Origin of the sequence: Streptomyces sp. NBC_00080, from assembly GCF_045041255.1 — a bacterium.
Classification (GTDB): domain Bacteria; phylum Actinomycetota; class Actinomycetes; order Streptomycetales; family Streptomycetaceae; genus Streptomyces; species Streptomyces coriariae.
Map to the genome: position 1 here is coordinate 127,296 of NZ_CP108235.1, position 19,532 is coordinate 146,827.

The 19,532-nt window shown below is 72.0% G+C and carries 17 protein-coding genes and 1 pseudogene; 8 read left to right on the plus strand and 10 right to left on the minus strand.

The features are described 5' to 3' along the window. Nucleotides 1-3: 3 nt before the first annotated feature. Entirely contained in the window at nucleotides 4-837 is an 834-nt protein-coding gene (locus OHU34_RS00570) for an AfsR/SARP family transcriptional regulator (RefSeq protein WP_142270749.1), read from the minus strand. A 681-nt stretch (nucleotides 838-1,518) separates the two neighbouring features. Here OHU34_RS00570 and OHU34_RS00575 point away from each other — a divergent pair. After that, on the plus strand, nucleotides 1,519-2,997 hold the full coding sequence (locus OHU34_RS00575; protein WP_142270727.1) for an FAD-dependent monooxygenase: 1,479 nt from the start codon (nucleotides 1,519-1,521) through the stop codon (nucleotides 2,995-2,997). Nucleotides 2,998-3,882: 885 nt separating this feature from the next. On the opposite strand, the gene OHU34_RS00580 is transcribed toward OHU34_RS00575, so the two are convergent. Continuing rightward, on the minus strand, nucleotides 3,883-4,353 hold the full coding sequence (locus tag OHU34_RS00580; protein ID WP_327488668.1) for a carboxymuconolactone decarboxylase family protein: 471 nt from the start codon (nucleotides 4,351-4,353) through the stop codon (nucleotides 3,883-3,885). A 525-nt stretch (nucleotides 4,354-4,878) separates the two neighbouring features. On the opposite strand from OHU34_RS00580, the gene OHU34_RS00585 reads away from it, so the two are divergent. Further along, a complete protein-coding gene (locus OHU34_RS00585) occupies nucleotides 4,879-5,877 on the plus strand; it encodes a ScbA/BarX family gamma-butyrolactone biosynthesis protein (RefSeq protein ID WP_142270728.1) in 999 nt (332 codons plus the stop codon). 12 nt (nucleotides 5,878-5,889) lie between these two features. Here OHU34_RS00585 and OHU34_RS00590 read toward each other — a convergent pair whose 3' ends face one another. After that, a complete protein-coding gene (locus OHU34_RS00590; protein ID WP_405764042.1) occupies nucleotides 5,890-7,104 on the minus strand; it encodes an RNA-guided endonuclease InsQ/TnpB family protein in 1,215 nt (404 codons plus the stop codon). 273 nt (nucleotides 7,105-7,377) lie between these two features. Continuing rightward, complete coding sequence (locus tag OHU34_RS00595) at nucleotides 7,378-8,340, minus strand: NAD(P)H-binding protein (protein WP_405764044.1); 963 nt, start codon at nucleotides 8,338-8,340, stop codon at nucleotides 7,378-7,380. 225 nt (nucleotides 8,341-8,565) lie between these two features. Between OHU34_RS00595 and OHU34_RS00600 the strand changes: the two genes are divergently transcribed. After that, entirely contained in the window at nucleotides 8,566-9,234 is a 669-nt protein-coding gene (locus OHU34_RS00600) for a ScbR family autoregulator-binding transcription factor (protein ID WP_037736916.1), read from the plus strand. A gap of 481 nt (nucleotides 9,235-9,715) precedes the next feature. Here OHU34_RS00600 and OHU34_RS00605 read toward each other — a convergent pair whose 3' ends face one another. From OHU34_RS00605 to OHU34_RS00615, 3 genes are all read right to left on the minus strand, one after another. Continuing rightward, nucleotides 9,716-11,317 carry an FAD-dependent monooxygenase gene (locus OHU34_RS00605; RefSeq protein WP_405772096.1) on the minus strand — a complete coding sequence of 534 codons (1,602 nt, stop codon included), beginning with the start codon at nucleotides 11,315-11,317 and terminating at the stop codon, nucleotides 9,716-9,718. Further along, nucleotides 11,314-12,102, minus strand: coding sequence for an FAD-dependent monooxygenase (locus OHU34_RS00610; RefSeq protein ID WP_405772099.1), 789 nt, complete (start codon nucleotides 12,100-12,102; stop codon nucleotides 11,314-11,316). Before OHU34_RS00610 ends, OHU34_RS00605 begins: the two co-directional genes overlap by 4 nt. A 409-nt stretch (nucleotides 12,103-12,511) precedes the next feature. Next, nucleotides 12,512-12,988 (minus strand): hypothetical protein, encoded by a 477-nt coding sequence (locus OHU34_RS00615; protein ID WP_405764046.1) that lies wholly within the window; start codon nucleotides 12,986-12,988, stop codon nucleotides 12,512-12,514. A 1-nt stretch (nucleotide 12,989) separates the two neighbouring features. Between OHU34_RS00615 and OHU34_RS00620 the strand changes: the two genes are divergently transcribed. Together OHU34_RS00620 and OHU34_RS00625 are read left to right on the plus strand one after the other, a co-directional pair. After that, nucleotides 12,990-13,346: a CAP domain-containing protein gene (locus tag OHU34_RS00620; RefSeq protein ID WP_308285924.1), complete on the plus strand. Its 357-nt coding sequence runs from the start codon at nucleotides 12,990-12,992 to the stop codon at nucleotides 13,344-13,346. 107 nt (nucleotides 13,347-13,453) lie between these two features. Continuing rightward, nucleotides 13,454-13,633 (plus strand): annotated as a pseudogene (locus OHU34_RS00625) (ABC transporter substrate-binding protein); the annotation flags it as partial. Between the two features lie 53 nt (nucleotides 13,634-13,686). Here the strand turns inward: OHU34_RS00625 and OHU34_RS00630 are convergent. The 3 genes from OHU34_RS00630 to OHU34_RS00640 form a co-directional block, all read right to left on the minus strand. After that, nucleotides 13,687-14,583: an SCO6745 family protein gene (locus tag OHU34_RS00630; RefSeq protein WP_405764048.1), complete on the minus strand. Its 897-nt coding sequence runs from the start codon at nucleotides 14,581-14,583 to the stop codon at nucleotides 13,687-13,689. A gap of 253 nt (nucleotides 14,584-14,836) precedes the next feature. Beyond that, nucleotides 14,837-14,965: a hypothetical protein gene (locus tag OHU34_RS00635; RefSeq protein ID WP_268267500.1), complete on the minus strand. Its 129-nt coding sequence runs from the start codon at nucleotides 14,963-14,965 to the stop codon at nucleotides 14,837-14,839. Then, nucleotides 14,934-16,379: a hypothetical protein gene (locus tag OHU34_RS00640; protein ID WP_405764050.1), complete on the minus strand. Its 1,446-nt coding sequence runs from the start codon at nucleotides 16,377-16,379 to the stop codon at nucleotides 14,934-14,936. Before OHU34_RS00640 ends, OHU34_RS00635 begins: the two co-directional genes overlap by 32 nt. Before the next feature lie 244 nt (nucleotides 16,380-16,623). Between OHU34_RS00640 and OHU34_RS00645 the strand changes: the two genes are divergently transcribed. The 3 genes from OHU34_RS00645 to OHU34_RS00655 all read left to right on the plus strand — a co-directional run bounded on the left by OHU34_RS00645 (nucleotide 16,624) and on the right by OHU34_RS00655 (nucleotide 18,986). Beyond that, nucleotides 16,624-17,118: a MarR family winged helix-turn-helix transcriptional regulator gene (locus OHU34_RS00645; RefSeq protein ID WP_405764052.1), complete on the plus strand. Its 495-nt coding sequence runs from the start codon at nucleotides 16,624-16,626 to the stop codon at nucleotides 17,116-17,118. A gap of 630 nt (nucleotides 17,119-17,748) precedes the next feature. After that, entirely contained in the window at nucleotides 17,749-18,555 is an 807-nt protein-coding gene (locus tag OHU34_RS00650) for an MBL fold metallo-hydrolase (protein WP_405764054.1), read from the plus strand. Then, a complete protein-coding gene (locus tag OHU34_RS00655) occupies nucleotides 18,546-18,986 on the plus strand; it encodes a nuclear transport factor 2 family protein (protein WP_405764055.1) in 441 nt (146 codons plus the stop codon). The genes OHU34_RS00650 and OHU34_RS00655 overlap by 10 nt, the downstream gene beginning before the upstream one ends. The last annotated feature ends 546 nt before the right edge of the window (nucleotides 18,987-19,532 follow it).

The following is a 19,532-nucleotide window of genomic DNA, read 5'->3' on the forward strand; positions in this document are numbered from 1 at the left end:
GGGTCAGTGGGAGCGGGTGACCAGCCAGCGCTCCGGGGTCTCCGCCGCCCCCGCCGGCGCGGGGTTCTCGGCCCGTGCCATGAGGATCGAACGTTGCAGACGGCTGAGTGCCGCCGACGGCTCCAGGCCCAGTTCGGACACCAGCGTCGCCCGCAGCCGCTGATAGACGTCCAGCGCCTCGCTGCGCCGGCCCGAGCGGTGCAGCGCCAGCATGAACTGGCCGTGCACGCTCTCGTGCATCCGGTACTGATTGACCATCACCGTCAGTTCCGGCAGCAGTTCACGATGGCGGCCCAGCCGCAGATCCGCCTCGATCCGCTGGTCCAGCGCGCACAGCCGCGCCTCCTCCAGCCGCCGCCCCTCCATCTCGGTGCGCGCGCCGGCCTGCACGTCCGCCAGCGCGGACCCGCGGAACAGCGACAGCGCCTCCGCCAGCAACCGCGCCCCGGCCCGGTAGTCCTCACCGTCCATCGCCCGGTACCCTGCACCCGCGCGCCGTTCGAACTCCCGGAAGTCCACCCGGCCCGACCGGGTCACCAGCCGGTACCCGCCGGGCACCGTCACCAGAACGTCCTTGGCGGAACACCGTTCGTCCCCGCCGCGGGCCAGCGCCGCCCCGATCAGCTCGCGCAGCTGCAAGACATACGTTTGCAGCGTCGTGCGCGCGCTGCGCGGCGGAAGCACACCCCACAACTCCTCGACCAGGGCCGACACCGGGACCACCTGATCGGCGTTCAGAGCCAGTAGCGCCAGGACCTGTCTCGGTTTGGGCGCCGTCGGCACGACCGACACCCCGTTCTCCTGCACCGACAATGCACCCAGTACTTCGATGTCCACGGTCTCCCCCATGAGTCCAGGCCCGCACCGCCGTCCGCGGCCGGCTCACAACCCGCCACCCGAAGACCCGGTGCTCTGCATGCCACTCGAACCCCCAGATAAGAAAACAGCACAGTCGGTTTGTCAATGCGATATGACTGCCGCCCCCCTGTGGCGACGCTATCCAGCCAGCCGCATATCAAACGGGCGTTCGCCCCACCTTGCCCCCGCCAGGAGAAACCGCAGGGTGAGGCTCTAGTTCCGCTTGTGCGGTGCACTCAGCAGCGAAAACAAGGCGCCACCGGAAGTCCAAAACGGTGCGGCTGGAAACATGCGTTTTCCATCCCGCCCGGGATCCGCTGCGCAGGCCTGCCGTGCGCGCCGGCAGGTCGGATCCGGCTCGCACGCGCCAGGGCACGGCCCCGCCCCAGGCGCGATATACGGGGCCGTGCCCGCCGCGCCCGTCTCCAGGGGGACTGGAGCCCTTTTCGAGCCCCGGGGCGGATCATGGGGCAGGGTGTGGCGGGACCGCGGCCGCCGCAGGCCTTCTTCCCCGGCCCGGTCCCGGGCGCCCGTGTCCGCCACACCGCGGCCCGCCCCGTCTCCCGGGGGGAGACAACCCCCGCTGCCGGCCATCCGAAGACGACATCCGACCAACTGACGTGACAACGCCGTGCCGCTGCGCACGAGGAGAGGACTCACATGGACAGGAAGCTCGACGCGGACGTCATCGTCGTCGGAGGCGGTCCCACCGGTCTGATGCTGGCCGGGGAACTGCGCCTGGGCGGGGCGGGCGTCATCGTCGCCGAGGCCCTGGAGCAGCCCACCGGCCAGTCACGGGCCCTGGGCTTCACCACCCGGGCGCTGGAGTCGTTCGACCAGCGCGGTCTCGTGCCGCGCTTCGGCGGCCTGGAGACCAGCCCGATGGGGCACTTCGGCGGGATCCCCTTCGACTACACCGTCCTTGAGGACGCCGACTTCGGGGCCCGCGGCATCCCGCAGTCCCAGACCGAGGCGGTGCTGGAGGAGTGGGCCCGCGAGCTGGGCGCCGACATCCGCCGTGGCCTGGAGTTCCTCGCCCTGGAACAGGACGCGGACGGTGTCACCGTCACCGTGGCCACCCCCTCCGGCGAACAGCACCGGCTGCGCGGGGCGTTCCTGGTGGGCGCCGACGGCGCCCGCAGCGCGGTGCGCGGGGCCGCCGGGATCGACTTCCCCGGCACCACGGGCAGCCAGCTGATGCACCTGGCCGACGTGGCCGGCTCCGGGGTGCGCCCGCGCCCGTTCGGCGAGCGGCTGCCGGGCGGCCTGGTGCAGGTCTTCCCGATGGCCGAGGGGGTGGCCCGCATCATCCTGTCCGAGTACGGCGCGCAGCTGGACGCCCACGGCGGGGCCCCCGGGTTCCCCGAGGTCGCCGCCGCGTGGCAGCGGGTGACCGGCGAGGACATCTCGGGCGGCGAAGCCCTGTGGGTCAGCTCCTTCACCGACGCCACCCGCCAGGCCGCCCGCTACCGGCAGGGACGGGTCCTGCTCGCCGGGGACGCCGCACACATCCACCTGCCGGTGGGCGGCCAGGGCATGAGCACCGGCGTGCAGGACGCGGTCAACCTGGGCTGGAAACTCGCCGCCACCGTCCGCGGCACCGCGCCCGGCGACCTGCTGGACACCTACCACGGCGAACGCCACGCGGTGGGCGCCCGGCTGCTGGCCAACACCCGCGCCCAGGGAATGGCCATCTTCGGCGGCGAGGAGTCCCAGGCCCTGCGCGACCTGTATGCCGAACTCCTCGCCCTGGAAGAGGTCCAGCGGCATCTGGCGGGCGCGGTCAGCCACATCGACATCCGCTACGACCTCGGCGAGGACGCCCACCCCCTCGCCGGCCGCCGGCTCGCGCCGCGCACCCTGGACACCGCGGACGGCCCCGTACGCACCCCCGAACTGCTGCACCCCGCACTCGGTGTCCTGCTCGACCTGGGCGACACACCCGCCCTGCGGGCGGCCGCGGCCGGCTGGAAGGACCGGGTCGCCTCCGTCACCGGCACCCCGGCCGCCCCCGAGACCTTCGGCGGGACCGCGGCACTGCTGGTGCGCCCCGACGGCTACATCGCCTGGGCCGGCGACGACCCGGACACCCTCACCGCGGCCCTGCACCGCTGGTTCGGCTCCCCCGACCCCGCCTGACCCAGCCCCGCCACCCCGGCCGGCCCGGCACCCGCACCCCTCTCCCCCGGCACCCGCACCACCACCGCACCCGCCACCGGGCCCCGGCCCGGCCGACGAGTCCCGGCCCGGCGGCCGTCACCGCCAGCGCCGGGACCCTCCCGCCCGGCCCTCGGCCCCCCGGCTCCCGGCTCCCGGCCGCGGCCGGGCATCCGCCGCCGGTGACGGCCGCCCGCCACCGGACGCGCCGCGCACACGGGCACCCCGCACCCCCCGGAGCGCCGCGACCGCCGGGGGGCCGCGACCGCCGGGGGGGGCCGCCTGCCTGCCCGGAGCGCACGGCACAGGCGCGGTTGCGCGCTGCATGCCGGCCAGGGGCAGCGGGCGCCGGCCGGGACGGCGTCCGCCCACCAGAGCCCGGCGGGCGGGCTGCACCAGGCTGCCGGAAGCGGGACCTCTCCGGGGTGCCCCGCGCCCGGGAGGGATCGCCTGCCCGCCCGCAACGCACGTCGCAACAAGCCCAGTTGAGCACCGCGTGCCGCCCCGGGACGGCGCGTGCCGAACGGAGCCCGGAACGAGCGGGCTGCGCCCGGGTGCCGGGGACGGGAGCTCTCGCCCTCCCCCGGCACCCGGAGCGGCGAAGTACGCGCCGCGGGCCCTGCGGACAAAGTGCCCGGCCCCGGGACGCCCCCACGCCGCCGGTGCGCGCAGCGCGCCGCACCGGCCCCGGCGCGGGCCGGGTGGCACCCCTGCCCCCTGCCCGGGCGCAGGACGCCGTCCAGGGCGCAGACTGCCGTCCAGAGCCAGGGCGCCGCCCGGGGTTCAGGGCGCCGTCCAGGGGCGCCGTCCAGGGCGGGGCACCGTCCGGGGCCGGGCCGGGCCGGGGGAGGGGCGGGCAGGCGGGTCTCAGGTCCACTGTTCGTCCGGTTCCACGCCAGGTACCGGTTTGCCGACGAGGGCGAACGCCCCCCAAAAACCGGCCTGTCCGATGACGAGGACCAGGGTGGCGATCGCCTTGTCGTCGTAGTGCCGGGCGACTTCCGTGTACAGCTCGTCCGAGACGCGCTCGCCCCAGGTGCTCGGCTGGAGCACGGCCTCCGCCAGTTCCAGCGCGGCCCGCTCGGCGTCGGTGTAATAAGGGGCGTCCCACCAGGTGGCCACGGCCGCGATCCGCTCGGGCGACTCCCCCGCCTCGCGCAGCGCGGCCGCGTCGCGCAGCGCCGTACAGGTGTTGCCGATGAGCTGGCCGGTACGCAGGCGGACCAGGCCGATCGTGGCCTGCGGCACCGAGCCGTTCGCACCGGCCCGGCGCAACGCGCCTGCCACCTCGGCCAGTTCGGGGACGAGGGTGACAGGGTTGGGCATCCGTGATCCCACGGTTTCCTCCTCGGGGCGGAGCGTGATCCGCTCATCGGTGTGTCCTTGAGCTGTCCTCACCTCCCTGACGAATCACGGCCCCCTTTGTGACCACCCGGGGCGAAATACCTCACCCGGAATACGGAATCCTGAACTCCCCGCCACGGGCGGGAGAGTTCGGGACGCGGGCCGGTGTCCAACGTCCCCTCCCTTTTCCTTCCCCCCCGGGCCGGCCCGGGTGCGAGACTCGAGAACGGCTTAGGAGTCGCTCGAGTTGCCGGACACAGCAGCCCGCCCGGCCGTCGGCGGCCGGGCCGCGCGGGCAGGGGAACACAGCTTGCAAGACCCGCAGCTGACAGACTCTCGCGGCCAGGCAGATGATCACTTGAAAATCCGGGAACACGCCACTCCATTTATCGTGCGAGCGGAGCTGCGCCTTCCCGGTGGAAAGTAAACCGGCTGGTATGTATCTTCGGGTTTCCGAGGGGGATGCCCCCTGGGACATTTCACGGCCGAGGCGGCTCAGGGGGAGCTATGTCTGCGAGCGTGTTCCGCATACACCGCGCCATATCCGGCGCAGCACACACACAGGTCGGCGTGGCCGTGCCGGCCGGGGCCGGTGAGGGGCTTGCGCCGCCGTCCCTGACCACCACCGTGCCCAAGGAGTTCGTCCACCGCGCCAGTGTCGCCGAGGTCCTGCTCACCGACTGGGCGCGGGTGGAGGAGTCCCGCTTCACCGTCGCCGCCCAGTGGCCCCGCGGGCACAGCTTCTTCGTCGCCGTGGACGGCTGCCACGATCCGCTGATCGCCGCCGAGACGATCCGGCAGACCGGGATCCTGCTGGCACACGCCGAGTTCGGCGTGCCGCTGGGCCATCACCTGCTGGTGGAGGACCTGGACGTACAGGTGCGGCCCGCGCACGTCCAGGTCGGCCTGGCCCCGGCCTCGCTCGACATCGACGTGCGCTGCTCGCAGATCAGACGGCGCCGCGGCGGCGCCCTGAACGGCTGCCGCATCGAAGTGGACATCTACCGCGAGGGCCGCCTCGCCGCGACCGGCGGCGGCTCGTTCACCTGCGTCGCCCCGGCCGTCTACGCGCGGCTGCGCGCCGGCCGGACGGCGGACGGCCGCCACCGCACCCCCGCCCTGAACGCCGCACTGCCCCCGCACCGCGTCGGCCGGACATCACCGGCGGACGTCGTCCTGTCCCCCTCCCCCGCCGGCCCGCCCGGCCACTGGCAGCTGCGGGCCGACACCCGCCACCCCGTGCTCTTCGACCACCCCGTCGACCACGTGCCCGGCATGGTCCTCCTCGAAGCCGCCCGCCAGGCCACCGCCGCCACCCTGGGACGCGCCTGCCTGCCGCTCGCCCTCACCAGCGAGTTCCTGCGCTACGTCGAACTCGACACACCCTGCACCATCGAGGCGCACCGCACCGCACCCCCGCGCCCCGACCGCGAGGAGAGCGTCCAGGTCAGCGCCCACCAGGACGGAACAACCGTGTTCCGCTCCACCGTGACCGTGACTCCTCCCCCTCGTGAATGAGGGGGCTTCTCGCTATGCCGGGTTGGCGTGGTGACGGGCCAGCCCGGCCCGTAGAACGTTGGTGGCTGCCACGGTGTCGGCGTGTGCGGTGTGGCCGCAGGCGACGCAGTGGAACTCTTCCCGGGTGGGCCGGTTCTCCGCTGCGATGTGCCCGCATTGGGGGCAGGTGCGGGAGGTGTTGCGGGGGTTAACGGCGATCACTTCCCGTCCGGCGCTTTCAGCCTTGGCGTGCAGGATCGTCAGGAACACCCCCCGACCGGCATCGTTGATCGACTGGTTCAGCCCGGCCTTCGCCGCTGCCCCGTCGGGCAGGAAGCCGCCCGGCATCTCGGGGTCCGGCTTCGATGCGGGGGCCCGGCTCATGTCGCGGATCTTGAGGTCTTCGTGCGCGATGACGTCGTGTGCGCGGACCAGGCCCAGGGCGGTCTTGTGGGCGTGGTCGAGACGCTGGCGCCGTACCTTGCCGTGGAGCCGGGCAACCTTGTCCACGGCCCGCTGGTGGTTGGCGGTGCGGTCCCTGGCCCTGCGGCGCGGAAACCGGGCGAGGCCCTGCTGCGCAGCTTTCAGCCTCGCGGCGGCCTTGCGGTCGTGGCGCGGGTCGGGTACGAAGGTGCCGTCCGAGTCGGCGAGGAAGCTGGCGATGCCCAGATCGATGCCGACCACGCTGCCCGTCTCGGGCAGCGGCTCGGGCCGGCCCTGTTCGACGGTGAGCACGACGAACCACCGCCGGCCCTCCCGCTTGACGGACACCGTCTTGACCCGGCCGGCCACCGGCCGGTGCCGGTTGACCCTGACGTGCCCGACGCCCTGGAAGCGGACACGGGCGACCGGGTGGTGCGGGGTGGAGTCCCAGCGGCAGCCGTCCCCGTCCCTGGGGAAGTCCACCGTGTCGAACCAGTTCACCCCCCGAAAACGCGGACAGCCGGGCACCTCACCGGCCTTGGCCCGGCGGAAGAACGCGGCGAACGCCTTGTCCAGACGGCGCAGCGTGGCCTGCTGCGAGGAGAACGACCAGCGGCCCTGACGCTCCGGGTCGAAGGCCCGGATGTCCTTGAGCTGCGCCGACTGGCCGCCGTACTTGACGCTGGTCTTCGACGTGTGCCGCCAGGCGTCGCGGCGTTCCTGCAACGCGCCGTTGCAGAGCGGGCAGTGATCGGCCAGCATCGCCGCGAGCGCACCTTGCTGGCCCGTGGTGGGCCGCATGAGGAACTTGTACGCACGGATCATCCAGCCCACCCCCCTTCACTCAATGTGTGATCAACCTAGCGGTGGCCACTGACACCGCAGTGAACTCCGGCGCTTCGCGCCTCCGGGCCGACCATGCGTTTCCCTCCCCGGCTGAAGCCGGAGATACCCACGCAAGATCACGGATGGCGCCCCCCCTGAAACACCCCCGCCGGCCCCGGCCGCGCACGGCGTGCCGGACACGCCGGCGCCATGCCGCGCCCCGCCCGCCCCGGCCGCCGCCGGCACCGTGCCACACCCCGCCGGCGGCGGCCGTCACCGCCCCTGAGACCGCACGGGACCACCCTCCCCCGGCACCGCAGGTCCAGCGGGCGCGGCAGGCCCACCGGGCGGGGCGGGTGCCGCAGCCGCGGCAGGCCCCGCGGGCGGGGCGGGCGGGGCGAAGGCCTCGAGATGGTCCGCGGCCCACTGCGCGAAGGAACGCGCCCGGCGGCCCGTCACCTCACGGACGGTGTCCTCCACCCGGGCCTTGGCACCCGCCCGCTGACGCCCGGCACTCTCCAGCAGCGCCTCGGCGACCGGCTGCGGATAACGTCGCGCCCAGGCGGCACGGGCCTGATCCGGACTCAGTTCCACAAACCGCAAAGGAACCCCCAGCAGCCGCCCGAGCACCTCGCTCTGCCCGACCGCGGTGACCGCCTGCGGCCCGGTCAGGGTGTAGGCGCGCCCGGCGTGCCCCTCCTCGGTCAGGACCCGCACCGCCACCTCCGCCACGTCACGGGGATCCACACAGGCATGGGGCGAGGTCCCGTAAAGCGCGCGCACGGTGCGCTCGCCGCGCACGGAGGCCGCCCAGGCCAGGGAGTTCGACATGAACGCGCGCGGACGCAGCAACGTCCACTCCAGGCCGCAGCCGCGCACCTCCTCCTCCGCCGCCCGCTGCCAGCAGGTGATCACATCGCCCGCCCCCGGATCCAGGACCGCCGCCGCGGACAGTTTCACCACCCGCCGCACCCCGGCCCGCCGCGCCGCGGCCACGAACGCCGCATCGTCACCGCCCCCGACCCGGGTCGTCACCAGGAACGCGGTCCCCACCCCCGCCAGCGCCCGGGCCAGCGAACCGGGATCCTCATGGTCACCCGCCACCGTCTGCGCCCCCGCCGGCGCACCCGTGACCCTCCCCGGATCCCTCGCCATGATCCGCACCCGCACACCCGCCGGAAGCCGGCGCACCACTTCCCCGCCCACCGTCCCGGTGGCACCCGTCACCAGAATCACCCCCGCCACCTTGCCCCCGCAGCCCGGACCGCCCCCGCAGCCCGCCGCGCCTGTGCCCCGTCGTCGTGCACGCCCGTCCCTCCCCGCTCCCGCCGCGCCCTGCGCACGGTTCCATTGAATCCAGTACATCCAGGGGTGCTGTGCGAAACACACCCCCTGTAATGTACGAACTGGACGGTTTTTTTACTGGGTCTCCGGGCTCACCGACGACAAGGAGGCCGGGCATTGGTGAAGCAGGACCGGGCGATCCGCACCCGGCAGACGATCCTCACGGCAGCGGCCAAGGTCTTCGAGGAACGCGGCTACCAGGCCGCCACGATCAGCGAGATCCTCCTCACCGCCGGCGTCACCAAAGGCGCCCTGTACTTCCACTTCCCCTCCAAGGAAGACCTCGCCGAAGGCGTGATCCACGAACAGGACCACGACCTGCCCATCCCGCTGCGCGCCTGCAAGGTCCAGCAACTCGTCGACACCGTCGTCCTGCACGCCTACCGCCTGCGCACCGACCCCCTGGTCAGAGCCGGCGTCCGCCTCGCACTCGACCAGCAGGCCCAGGGACTGGACCGCAGCGGCCCCTTCCTGCGCTGGAGCGACGTCGGCATCGCCCTGCTCCAACAAGCCCAGGCCCAGGGCGAACTGATGCCCCACATCATCCCCGCCGAGACCGCCGACGTCCTGGTAGGAGCATTCGCCGGCGTCCAGGCCATGTCCCAGGCCATGTCCGCCTACCAAGACCTCCCCCACCGCGTCACCGCCCTGCTCCGCCACGTCCTGCCCAGCGTCGTCGTACCCTCCGTACTCGCCGCCGTCGACATCACCGAAGCCCGCGGAGCCCTCGTCCACACCGAACTCGAAAACCTCCGCACCCACCCCCACCCCACCCCCGTCAGCTGACCCCACCCACACCCCGCCCCACCACAAACCCACCCACCCAACACCACGCCGGCCACCCTCGCGTTCCCGGACCGCCCGCCGGACACCCATACCCCCGGACACCACACCTCCCGACTGCGCGCCGGCCACCACCGCGTTCCCCGACGCCGTCTCTGCACACTGCCCCCCCACACACACATCCCCGGCCCCCACGCCGACTGCCACGCCCCCGGACCGCCCACCGGCCGCCATACCCCCGGACACCACGCTGGCCCGCCCGCCAGCCGCCGCGCCCCCGGACGCCATGCCCCGGGATGCCCCACCTCCGGGCCGCACACCAGCCGCCGTGTCCCCGGACACCATGCCCCCGGACCGCACGCCGGCCGCCATACCCCCGGGCTGCACGCCAGCCACGTGCCCCCGGACACCATGCTCCTGACCGCGCGCCAGCCGCCGCGCCCCCGGACACCTTGCCCCCGGATGCCGGGTCTCCGGGCTGCGCTCAGTGCCCCGCGGCATCCCCGGACGCCGTGTCCCCGGACTGTGCACCGGACGCCACGTCCCCCGAGGCCACACCTCCGGCCCCCGCCCCGGACGCCACGTCCCCGGCCTGCGGCCCGACCACCACGCCTCCCGCCCCCACGCCCGACGCCGTACCCCCGGCCCGCCCGCCGGACACCACGCCCCCCGAGGACACGTCCCCCGAGATCACCCCGCCGGGCCGCACACCGGCCACCGTGTCCCCGGCTGCCGCATCCACCGACGCCGCATCCACTGACGCCGCATCACCGGACACCGCACCGGACACCAGATCCCCGGACTGCGCGGACACCAGATCCCCGGACTGCGCGGGCGCCGCGTCCCCGGACTGCGGCCAGGGCGCCCGGGCGCCGGGACCGAAGTACGCCCGCAGAGCGTCCTCCAGCTCACCGCCCCCCGCCGCCCACCCCGCATACCCGTCCGGACGCACCAGCAGCGCCTCACAGTCCACCTCCGCCACCGCAGCCGCCCGCACCACCCGCACCAGCCCCGCCCACGGCCGCGCCTGCCGCGCGAAACGCCCGGCCCCCTCACCGAACAGCAGCAGCAACGGCCGCCCCGCACCCAGCAGCCGCGTCAACTCCACCCGCCCCTCCCCCGTACACAGCACCACATTGGGCACGAAACGCCCCTCCCACGGCGACGCACCCGCCCCACGCGCCGGCAGCACCGTGTCCTGACCACTGACCATCGCCGCCAGCACCGAACCCTCCGACCCCCCACCCGCCAACAACTCACCGAACAGCGCACGCAACGGATCAAGCCCCGGATCCGGCCGCATCAACACCAACTGAGCCCGCGTGTGATCGATCACCCGCTGCGCAGCAGGCCGCCGCTCCGCACCATAAGTGTCCAGCAGACCCACACCCGCCCTGCCACGCACCTCCAACGCCAGCTTCCACCCCAGCCCCAGCGCATCCAGCAGCCCCGTACTCAACCCCTGCCCCCCGATCGGGAAATGCACATGCGCCGCATCCCCCGCCAACACGATCCGCCCCCGCCGATACGACGACACCAACCGCGAGAAATCACTGAACCGGCTCAGCCACCGCCCCCCGCCCACCGCCACATCACGCCCCACGATGAACGACACCTCCCGCCGCAACTCCTCCACACCCAACGGCGCATGCCGGTCCGCCACCACACCCGAACAATTCAACGTCCGCACCCGCATCACACCCCCACCCACATCCCGCACCAAAATCCAGCCCCGCTCCGTACGATGCCACCCCTCCCCCAGCACATCCCCCCGCTCCAACCACACATCCCCCGCCATCGCCGACACCGACGCCGGATACACCCGCGAACCAAAACCCCCCAACCCACGCACCACACTGCGCGCACCATCCGCCCCCACCACAAACCCCCCCTCGAAAACCACCTCCCCACACGGCCCCACCGCCTCCACCCGCACCCCACCAGCCCCCTGCGACACCCCACACACCCGAAACCCCCGCCACACCCGCACCCCCAAACCCCTCGCCCGCTCCTCCAACAACCCCTCCAACTCCCCCTGCACACACTTCACCACCGCCCCCGGCTCCCCCACCGGCACCCCAATCACCAACCCCCCCAACCCCCCAAAATGAAAAACACTCCCCCCACACCCACACCCCCACCCGAACCCCCACCCAACCCCGACCCCGAACCCCCACCCAACCCCGACCCCGAACCCCCACCCGGACCCGACCCCGAACCCCCACCCGGACCCGACCCCGAACCCCCACCCGGACCCGACCCCGAACCCACACCCACACCCGGACCCCCAGCCGGACCCCCAACCCCAACCGGACCTACACCCACACCCGACCCCGGACCCGACCCCACACCCGGCCCCGACCCCGCACGCACACCCGGACCCGACCCCGCACGCACACCCGGACCCGACCCCGCACGCACACCCGGACCCGCACCCTCCACCACACCGAGATACCCACGCCGCGCCAACACCTGCACCGTCCGCGCATGCAACGTCGTCGCCTTCGGCCGCCCACTCACCCCACCCCGCACCTCCACCACCACCACATCCACCCCGAACCCCGCCAACTCACACGCCACCAACAACCCCACCGGCCCCCCACCCACCACCACCACCTCAGCACCCACCACCCCCACCACCAACCCCCCCACCACACCGGAAAACCCGGAAGCCCACACCAACAACCCAAAAATATACCGGCCAGACGGTTCCCCACCACACCCCACCACCAACCACCCCCAACCCAACAACACCCCACCCCCACAGGCCGCAGACCGCAGACCGCAGACCGCAGACCAACGGCACCGCCAAACACGACACCCAAGGACGGGCCAGAAGCAGCGCTCACCATTCCGTGACATCCGCCACATCGACCGCAAGTACTAAGCGGCCTCGATAGTAGATGCCATTACGGCGACATATGGGATTTGTCTGACTTGGCATACGCGTACATCGCACCTGACGTGATACGCACCCGCCCGCTCGGCGCCGCGCTCCCCCGCTTGAAGGCCGACCGTTCCTGACGAATCGACAGAACTCCTGAGGAATCGCAGAGGCCGGAGCAGCACGCCGCCACGCCCATTGCAAGGGCAGCGCAAGTCTACGAAGCAACGTAGTACGAAGGGCCATTGCTCTCTGCATGAAGCCGTCCTGAGAATGACGACCCGCCGGGCGTCTCCGCAGTTCAGGAGCCGAAATCCGTGCAGAGCCAGCCACACCAGGGGCGCTCGGCGATTACCGAGCGAGGTCACACATGGGTAAGCACCGCAAAAAAGAGCATTACCGGCGAATAGTCATCGCTGCCGTCACCATGACCACCCTGGGCGTGCCATCCGTCGCACTGGCCTGCAGCGACTGGCAGGACAGCGGCGGATACCGGCTCGACAGCGCCGAGAACACCGCCGCCGAGGACGGGAGGAACGACGCCGTCCGGAATCGCACCGAGCACAGCGACCGGGCCCACGGCTGGAACGGCAGCGGGCGCAGCGAGCCCGGTCCGGCAGCATCACAGGCGCCGACCGGCCCCGCGGGCACTGCCAAGCCCACCACGCCGAAGAAGCCCACCGCGCCGAAGCCGAAGCACACGCCCACGCCCACGCCCACGAGACCTTCGAGCACTGCAAAGAGCACGGCCTCCAGACCGCAGTCCACCACGCCTTCGACCACTTCGAAGGCCACCGCCTCCGCCTCCGCGACCCCCACGTCCCCCAGCCCCTCGAAGGCAGCCGCCCCCGCATCCGGAACCAGTGCTCGCATCGTGCAACTCGTCAACACCGAGCGCAGCAAGGTCGGTTGCTCGCCCGTGACGCTGAACGCGGTCCTGACCAAGGCCGCCCAGGCACACAGCGAGGACATGGCGACCCACCAGAACATGTCACACACCGGGTCCGACGGCTCCGCCCCCGGCGACCGGATCACCCGCGCCGGCTACGCCTGGAGCACCTACGGCGAGAACGTCGCCTACGGCTACACGACACCTGAGCAGGTCATGTCGGGCTGGATGTCCAGCCCCGGCCACAAGGCCAACATCCTCAACTGCGCCTTCAAGGAGATCGGCGTCGGCCTGGCACAACCCGGCAGCTACTGGACCCAGGACTTCGCAACCACACCGTAGACGCCACCAGGGCAACAGCGCGGACCCTGTGCTCCGCGCCCCCGACGGGACGTGCGAGGACCGTGGTCGTCACCGCGGGACGGACGGCATCGGCCGTGCCCTCGCCGATGCGGCGCGGCGTCGCCCGGGTGGGGCGGCGGGCGAACCCCGGCGTCGTGTTCAACCTCGGCTTCAACAACGCACGGCCGTTGACCCGGGATGTCCGCGTGCGGCAGGCGGCGCAGGCCGCGATCAACCGGGCGGAGATCGCGTCGGCCGTCTTCCCCGGCGGCACCCGGCCCGCCGCAAGCGTCCTGTCCCGCACCACCCCCTGCTACACCGACCTGTCCAAGGACCTCGCCTACGACCAGTCTGTTCTGTCTGCCTTGAGGCGGTCCACCGCCCACGGCAGGAGCTCTTGGGCGACCGCAAGGCTGAACGGCCTTGCCAGCGAACGGAGTTCCGCAGCCGCGGCAGGACCGAGCGTGATGTAGGGAAGGGCGGCCAGCCTGTCGGTGGTGTGCTCGATCTCCGCCCTGCGCCGCGCACCGTCCTCGGTCAGAGCCAGGTGGGGTCCGTCGTCGAGCCAGCCACGCTCACGCAGGTTCTGCACGGCTTGTTCCCAGTGCTCAGGCGTCCATGCCCGTGAGGCGCGCAGCACCCCTGCGTCGATCTCCCCTGTGGCGGCGTGCGTGACGAGGGCCTCGATCCCGCTCAGTCCGGCAGCCAGCAGTGCCGCCACATGACCGTCGCCGCGGAACTCCCGCAGCAGCGTCTGCGCGTGCCAGAGCACGAGGTGGGGTGCGCTCGGCCACGGCAGTGCCGCGTGCGCGGCGAAGAGGGGGCGGCCCTGCGGGTGGCACACGCTCGCTTCAGCCGCGCTGCGGGCCAATTCCGCCGCGCGGGCCAGCGCCGGTGAGGAGATGTCCGCGCCGAGGATGCGGCGGAGCGTGGCATCGATCCCGGAGAGCCGGGCGGCGGCGAACCGCTGCGGCGTGGCGGCTTCCCATGCCGCGGGTATGGCCCGGCGCACCAGCTGAGGATTGAAGTTGTAGAACGTGGCGATGACCAGATCCGGCGGAGCGGCGCCGAGCGCGGCGGAGCGGGACGCGAAGTACCCCGTCGTGGCGTCCACGCCCAACGCGGTGTACTCATCCGCGGCTTCGGGCGAGAAGTAGACACCCCCGTGGTAGGGCTCGAGTGTTCTCCAGGTCTTGCGCGCAAGGGCCACGCCGTCGCGGTTCACGTCCTGCGTCATGTGCGGCTCTCCGTCCATTGGCGGATGACACGTTGTGTTGATCGAGCACGCGACGGCGCGCATGGAGCCCACCAAGGCATACCGTCTGGTCGGTAAGTTATCGGAGAGCGGCTCCGGCGGCTACTGCCCTGCGACCGGTTCTCGCGCCCGTTCACGATCACCACGCACCAAGCGCCCGGCTCGCACCGCTGCGCCGACCCGTCGCCGGTGGCCCCGGGCCCGCCCGCCCGCCGCACCCCGGGGACCATTTCCCTCAGCGGCCGTCGGCGCGCATCGCCTCGAGCACGTCCCGGGCGGCCGTCACTACGGCCGACCACCGGGGCGACGCCAGATAGACCTCGTCGCCGACGTCACCCAGCTCGTCGACGAGCGGCCCCAGCACGCATCCCCTGCTCGGTGTCGCCGTAGTCCAGCACCTCCTGGTCAAGTCCGCCCATTGCGGGGACGGTCCGCTTCTTGAGGCTGCCGTCGGTGTTGTAGGCGTTGGCGATCGTCCACACACCGGAAGCGCCGGCCAGCCCGCCCTCGCTCTTGCTGATCGTGCACTGCTCGTTCAGGACGCGGTAGAGCTTGTCGTATTTGGCGTTGGTCTTCGCGTACACGTCACCGGCCTTGCCGCCGACGTACCGGATCGCGGAGGTCAGCCGGCCCTTGGCCACCGTGTCGTAGGTCCAGCGCGCCAGGTATCTGGCGTCCTCGGGGGCCGGCTTGCCGTCGACGACGGGCACCCTGCCGTCCAGGCGGCCGGTCGGGCGACCCAGCAGGTCGTAGGTGTGGCCGAGGGTCACGCCGCGTGCGTCGGTCGTCGACACGAGCCGGTCGAGGTCGTCGAACTCGTACGAGGTCGCGCCCGCGTCGGGGTCCGTGGTGCTGTCCTTGTGGCCCAGGAAGTCGTAGCCGAACGCCCAGCGGTTGCCGTCGTCGTCCTTGACCTCGGCGAGCCGGTCTGCGTGGTCGTAGCCATCGGTGAGGCGGGTGAAGTTCGTGCTCACCGCGTTGCCGTCGTACTCCAGCTTCTCGACCGTGCGGCCGCGGGCGTCCACCTTCTCGCGGACGGCCGGGGCACCGGCGGGCGGTTCGACGAGAGTGGTGTCACCGCTGTAGGTGTGCTTGGTACGGGAGAACTCCTTGCCGTTGGTGAGCACCTTCTCGACCGTGGCCCGCCCGGCAGCGTCGTAGACGGTCTCGGTGCCCGCGGGGGGGGCGCCGTGAGCAGGGTGGCCAGCTCGCCGGAGGCCGGTTTGGTGTCGGTGTAGTCGGCCGACGTCTCCACGATCAGGCCGCGGGTGTCGTACTTGGTCTCGGTGACGATCCGGCCCGTGCCGCTCGCGGCAGGCGTCTGGGTCTGGCGCGACCGCAGCAGCGCGTCGAAGATCTCGTAGGTGGTGCGGTAGGTCGTGCCGTCGTTGTTCAGCGACTTGCTGGCCACCCAGGAAAGCGGCCGTGTTCTGCACCTTGTACACGTAGCGGTAGTTCGGCGCCTGGTCCGCCGACCGGGCGCGGTCGGCCAGCCATACGGCGGACAGCTGGCCGAAGCTGTCGTAGGACAGCTCGGTGCGGTTGCCGTTGGGGTCGGTGGTGGCGGTGCGCACGCCCCAGTCGGGGGCGTACTCCGTGGTGGTGGTGTGGTCGAGGGCGTTGAGCTCGACCGTCTTGGTCAGCGGGCCGCCGGCCGCCGGGGTGTAGTCGGTGTGGCCGGTACGGGTGCCCTGGGCATCCCAGGTGTCGGTGGGGCGGCCCAGGGCGTCGAACTTGCGGGCGCTGCCCTCGACGGTGCCGGCCTCGGCCATGGCCATGTCAAGGATCTTGGCTACCCGCCGCATGGGTCGCGGGCCCGAACTCGCCATCGACGTCGAGCTGCCGGCCCTTGCCATTGACGGGAGACCCTCAGCTCCGACCTGCCGAGAAAGTCGGCTCAGGTGACGGCTCGGCGGGACGGTGACGGCCAGAGCCGACGAGGGAGACGACCGCTGTCGCCCCGCCGCTCTCGGACATGATCGGTACGGTGATACCCGGAACGGCGAGAGGGGCGGCGGGACCGTGAGCGAGCAAGCGAGGATCGGGTCGGCGAAGGAGGCCGCGGACCACGAGTTGATCCTGGCCTTCGGACGGCTGCAGGGGGCGGCCAACCGGCTGGAGTACATCCTCGGGCGCGCACTCGAGGAGGAGTGCGGTGTCAGCCATCTGATGTTCGAGGTGCTGTTGATCCTCGGGCGGGCCGGCACGCCGGGCCTGTCGATGCGTGCCATCGCCCAGGAACAGGTCCTGACGACGGGTGGCGCCACCCGTCTGGTGGACCGCATGGAGGCCGCGGGTCTGGTCACACGTGCGGATTCCCCCGACGACCGGCGCGCGAAGCTGGTGCGGCTCACCCCGCTGGGCGAGGAGACGACGGTGCGAGCCTCACGCGTGCACGTGCAGAACATCGAGCGGTATTTCGTGGATCCGCTTCCGGCCGAGGACCGTCGGCGGTTCGCCGAAGACCTTCGCCTCCTCAGCCACTCGGCCCGGGACGTGTTGCCCCGCCTGCCCTGACCTGCGCCGAGGGTTCAGCGCTGGGCGCATGAAATCAAGCCTGCCCATGTGGCGCAGGTCACAGCCGCATGGAAATACCTGACGTGTCAGTTACTGTTCCCTCAGGTGAATCGCCCGCATGAGGTGGGCGCCACACCCTGGCGAGGTCGTCGATGAAGCTGGTCTGCGTTTTCGATGCCTGCTGTGGTCGGTCGCACGGTTTCACCGGAACGTTGCGTGGGGTGGTCTACCGAAGCTGCCGCCCGTGGTGTCAGCCGCCCTGCGGCAGAGCGCCCCCTCGCGCGCGGTGGAACTCGCCCAGGCACTGCAACACGCCTTCTGCGTCGACGGGCACGGCCTCTCCGCCGCTGCCACCTACCGTCAGGTCGCCGAGGCGGCCGGACTGGACGCCGACGTCGTGGCCGCCGCGTTCCGAGCGCCGCAGCCCAGGAGGCGGCAGCGGCCTCCTTCCGCCGGACCGCCGGGCCGGGCGTCACCGTCTTCCCCACACCGCTCGCCGTCGACGGCTCGCGCACCGTCACCCCGGCCCGCGGCAACGCCACCGCCGACGAGGTCGACCACCGCCTCGCCGCCGCACGCAGCGCTCGCACGTCCTGAATCTCCGCCCGCAATCCCGCCCCAGGAGCACTCATGAGCACGCTGTCCTTCAAGGTCCTCGACCTTGACTTCCCCGCCGGCACCAAGAACAAGACCGCCACCCTCGTCACCGGCGAGAGCGAGGCGCTGCTCGTCGACGCCGGCTTCACCCGCGCCGACGGCCACCGACTGGCAGCCGAGGTACTCGACTCAGGCAAGAACCTGACCACCGTCTTCATCAGCCACGGCGACCCCGACTTCTACTTCGGTGCCGAGGTCCTCGCCGACGCCTTCCCCGACGCCTCGTTCGTCGCCACCGACCACGTCATCGAGCACATCCAGCACTCCTACGAAGGCAAGCTCAAGGCATGGGCGTCGCTCGGGGCTAACCTGCCCACCCGCCTCGTCGACATCGAGCCGCTGACCGACGACATCACCCTCGAAGGCCACCGCTTCCACCTCAGGGGCGGCGGAGCGGAACTGCCCGACCGCCACTACCTGTGGCAGGCCGAGCATCGTGCCCTTCTCGGCGGCGTCCTGCTGTTCCAGCAGGAGCACGTGTGGGTCGCCGACACCGCCAGGCCCGAGCAGCGTGCCGCGTGGATCAACCTGCTGGACGACATGGCCACCCTCGATCCGCAGCTGGTCGTCCCGGGTCACCGTCTGCCGGGCACCCCGGCAGACGTGTCCGCCATCACGGCCACACGTGACTATCTGACCGCCTTCGAAGAGGAGTTCGGCAAGGCCGCCGACGCGGCCGCGCTGACCGACGCTCTCGTCCGGCGCCACCCCGACAACGGCATGCTGATCGCCGCACAGATCGGTGCGAAGGTCGCCAAGGGCGAGATGGCATGGGGCTGACGGCCATGACCACGCCGAGCAACACCGAATGCGCGAGCTCCGACGCCCCCGCCGACATCGTCCGCCGGCAGTACCTGGCCTCGGCGGCAGGCGATCTGGAGGCCCTGCGAGCCACCCTCTCCCCCGACGTTGAGTGGACCGAGATGGCCGGCTTCCCATTGGCCGGTACGTACCGCACCCCCGAGGGCGTCACCTCCGGTGTCATGGGAAGGCTCGCCCTGGAATGGGACGAGTGGATCGCCCACGACGACACCTACGTGGCCGACGGCGAGAACGTCGTCGTCCTCGCCCGCTACACGGCCGCCAACAAGACGACCGGAAAACGGCTCGCCGTCCGCGTCGCCCACCACTTCGTCGTTCGCGGCGGAAGGATCGTCCGTTTCGAGCAGTTCGTCGACACCGCACTCGTCCGTGACGCGATGACGGGTTGACAGCAGAGGGTTGACGGACTGGGCAGTTCCGCAGCTCCCGTGCCATGACCCATGGCGCACCTCGTGCACGGAAGCTGATGCCCTCACGCCGCGACGCGAGGGCATCAGCTTTTGCGGACCGACCCGTGTCGGTGGCACCGGCATCCCCCGGGTGGCATCCCTGGCACTCGTCTGCCAACCCCTGTGAGGGGCCCTGCCGTTACCCCGAACGCCAATCCCCGGCAGGGCACGTCCTGTTACGAAGCGCCTCCGTCCGCAAGGCTGACGGTGCGATTACGCATCGTTCCTGCCCCTGCGGGCTCGCGGTGCGGCGGTGGGCGGGGCTGACGTTCCATCCGGTGCCGGGCGTGCTCGTGTCTCCTGCGGAACGTAGTCCAGCCGGGAGCGCCCTTCGCCCGGACGGCGTACTCCTCCCGGCAGGGGCCGACAACGAAAGCGGCGGGCGGCCTGAACCCCGGGACCTGAAGCAATCGGGCACTGGCGGGCGGCCGAGAGCAGAAGCCCGGGGGCCGGGGGGCCGATTCCGTGGCGGTCTCGCCACCGCAG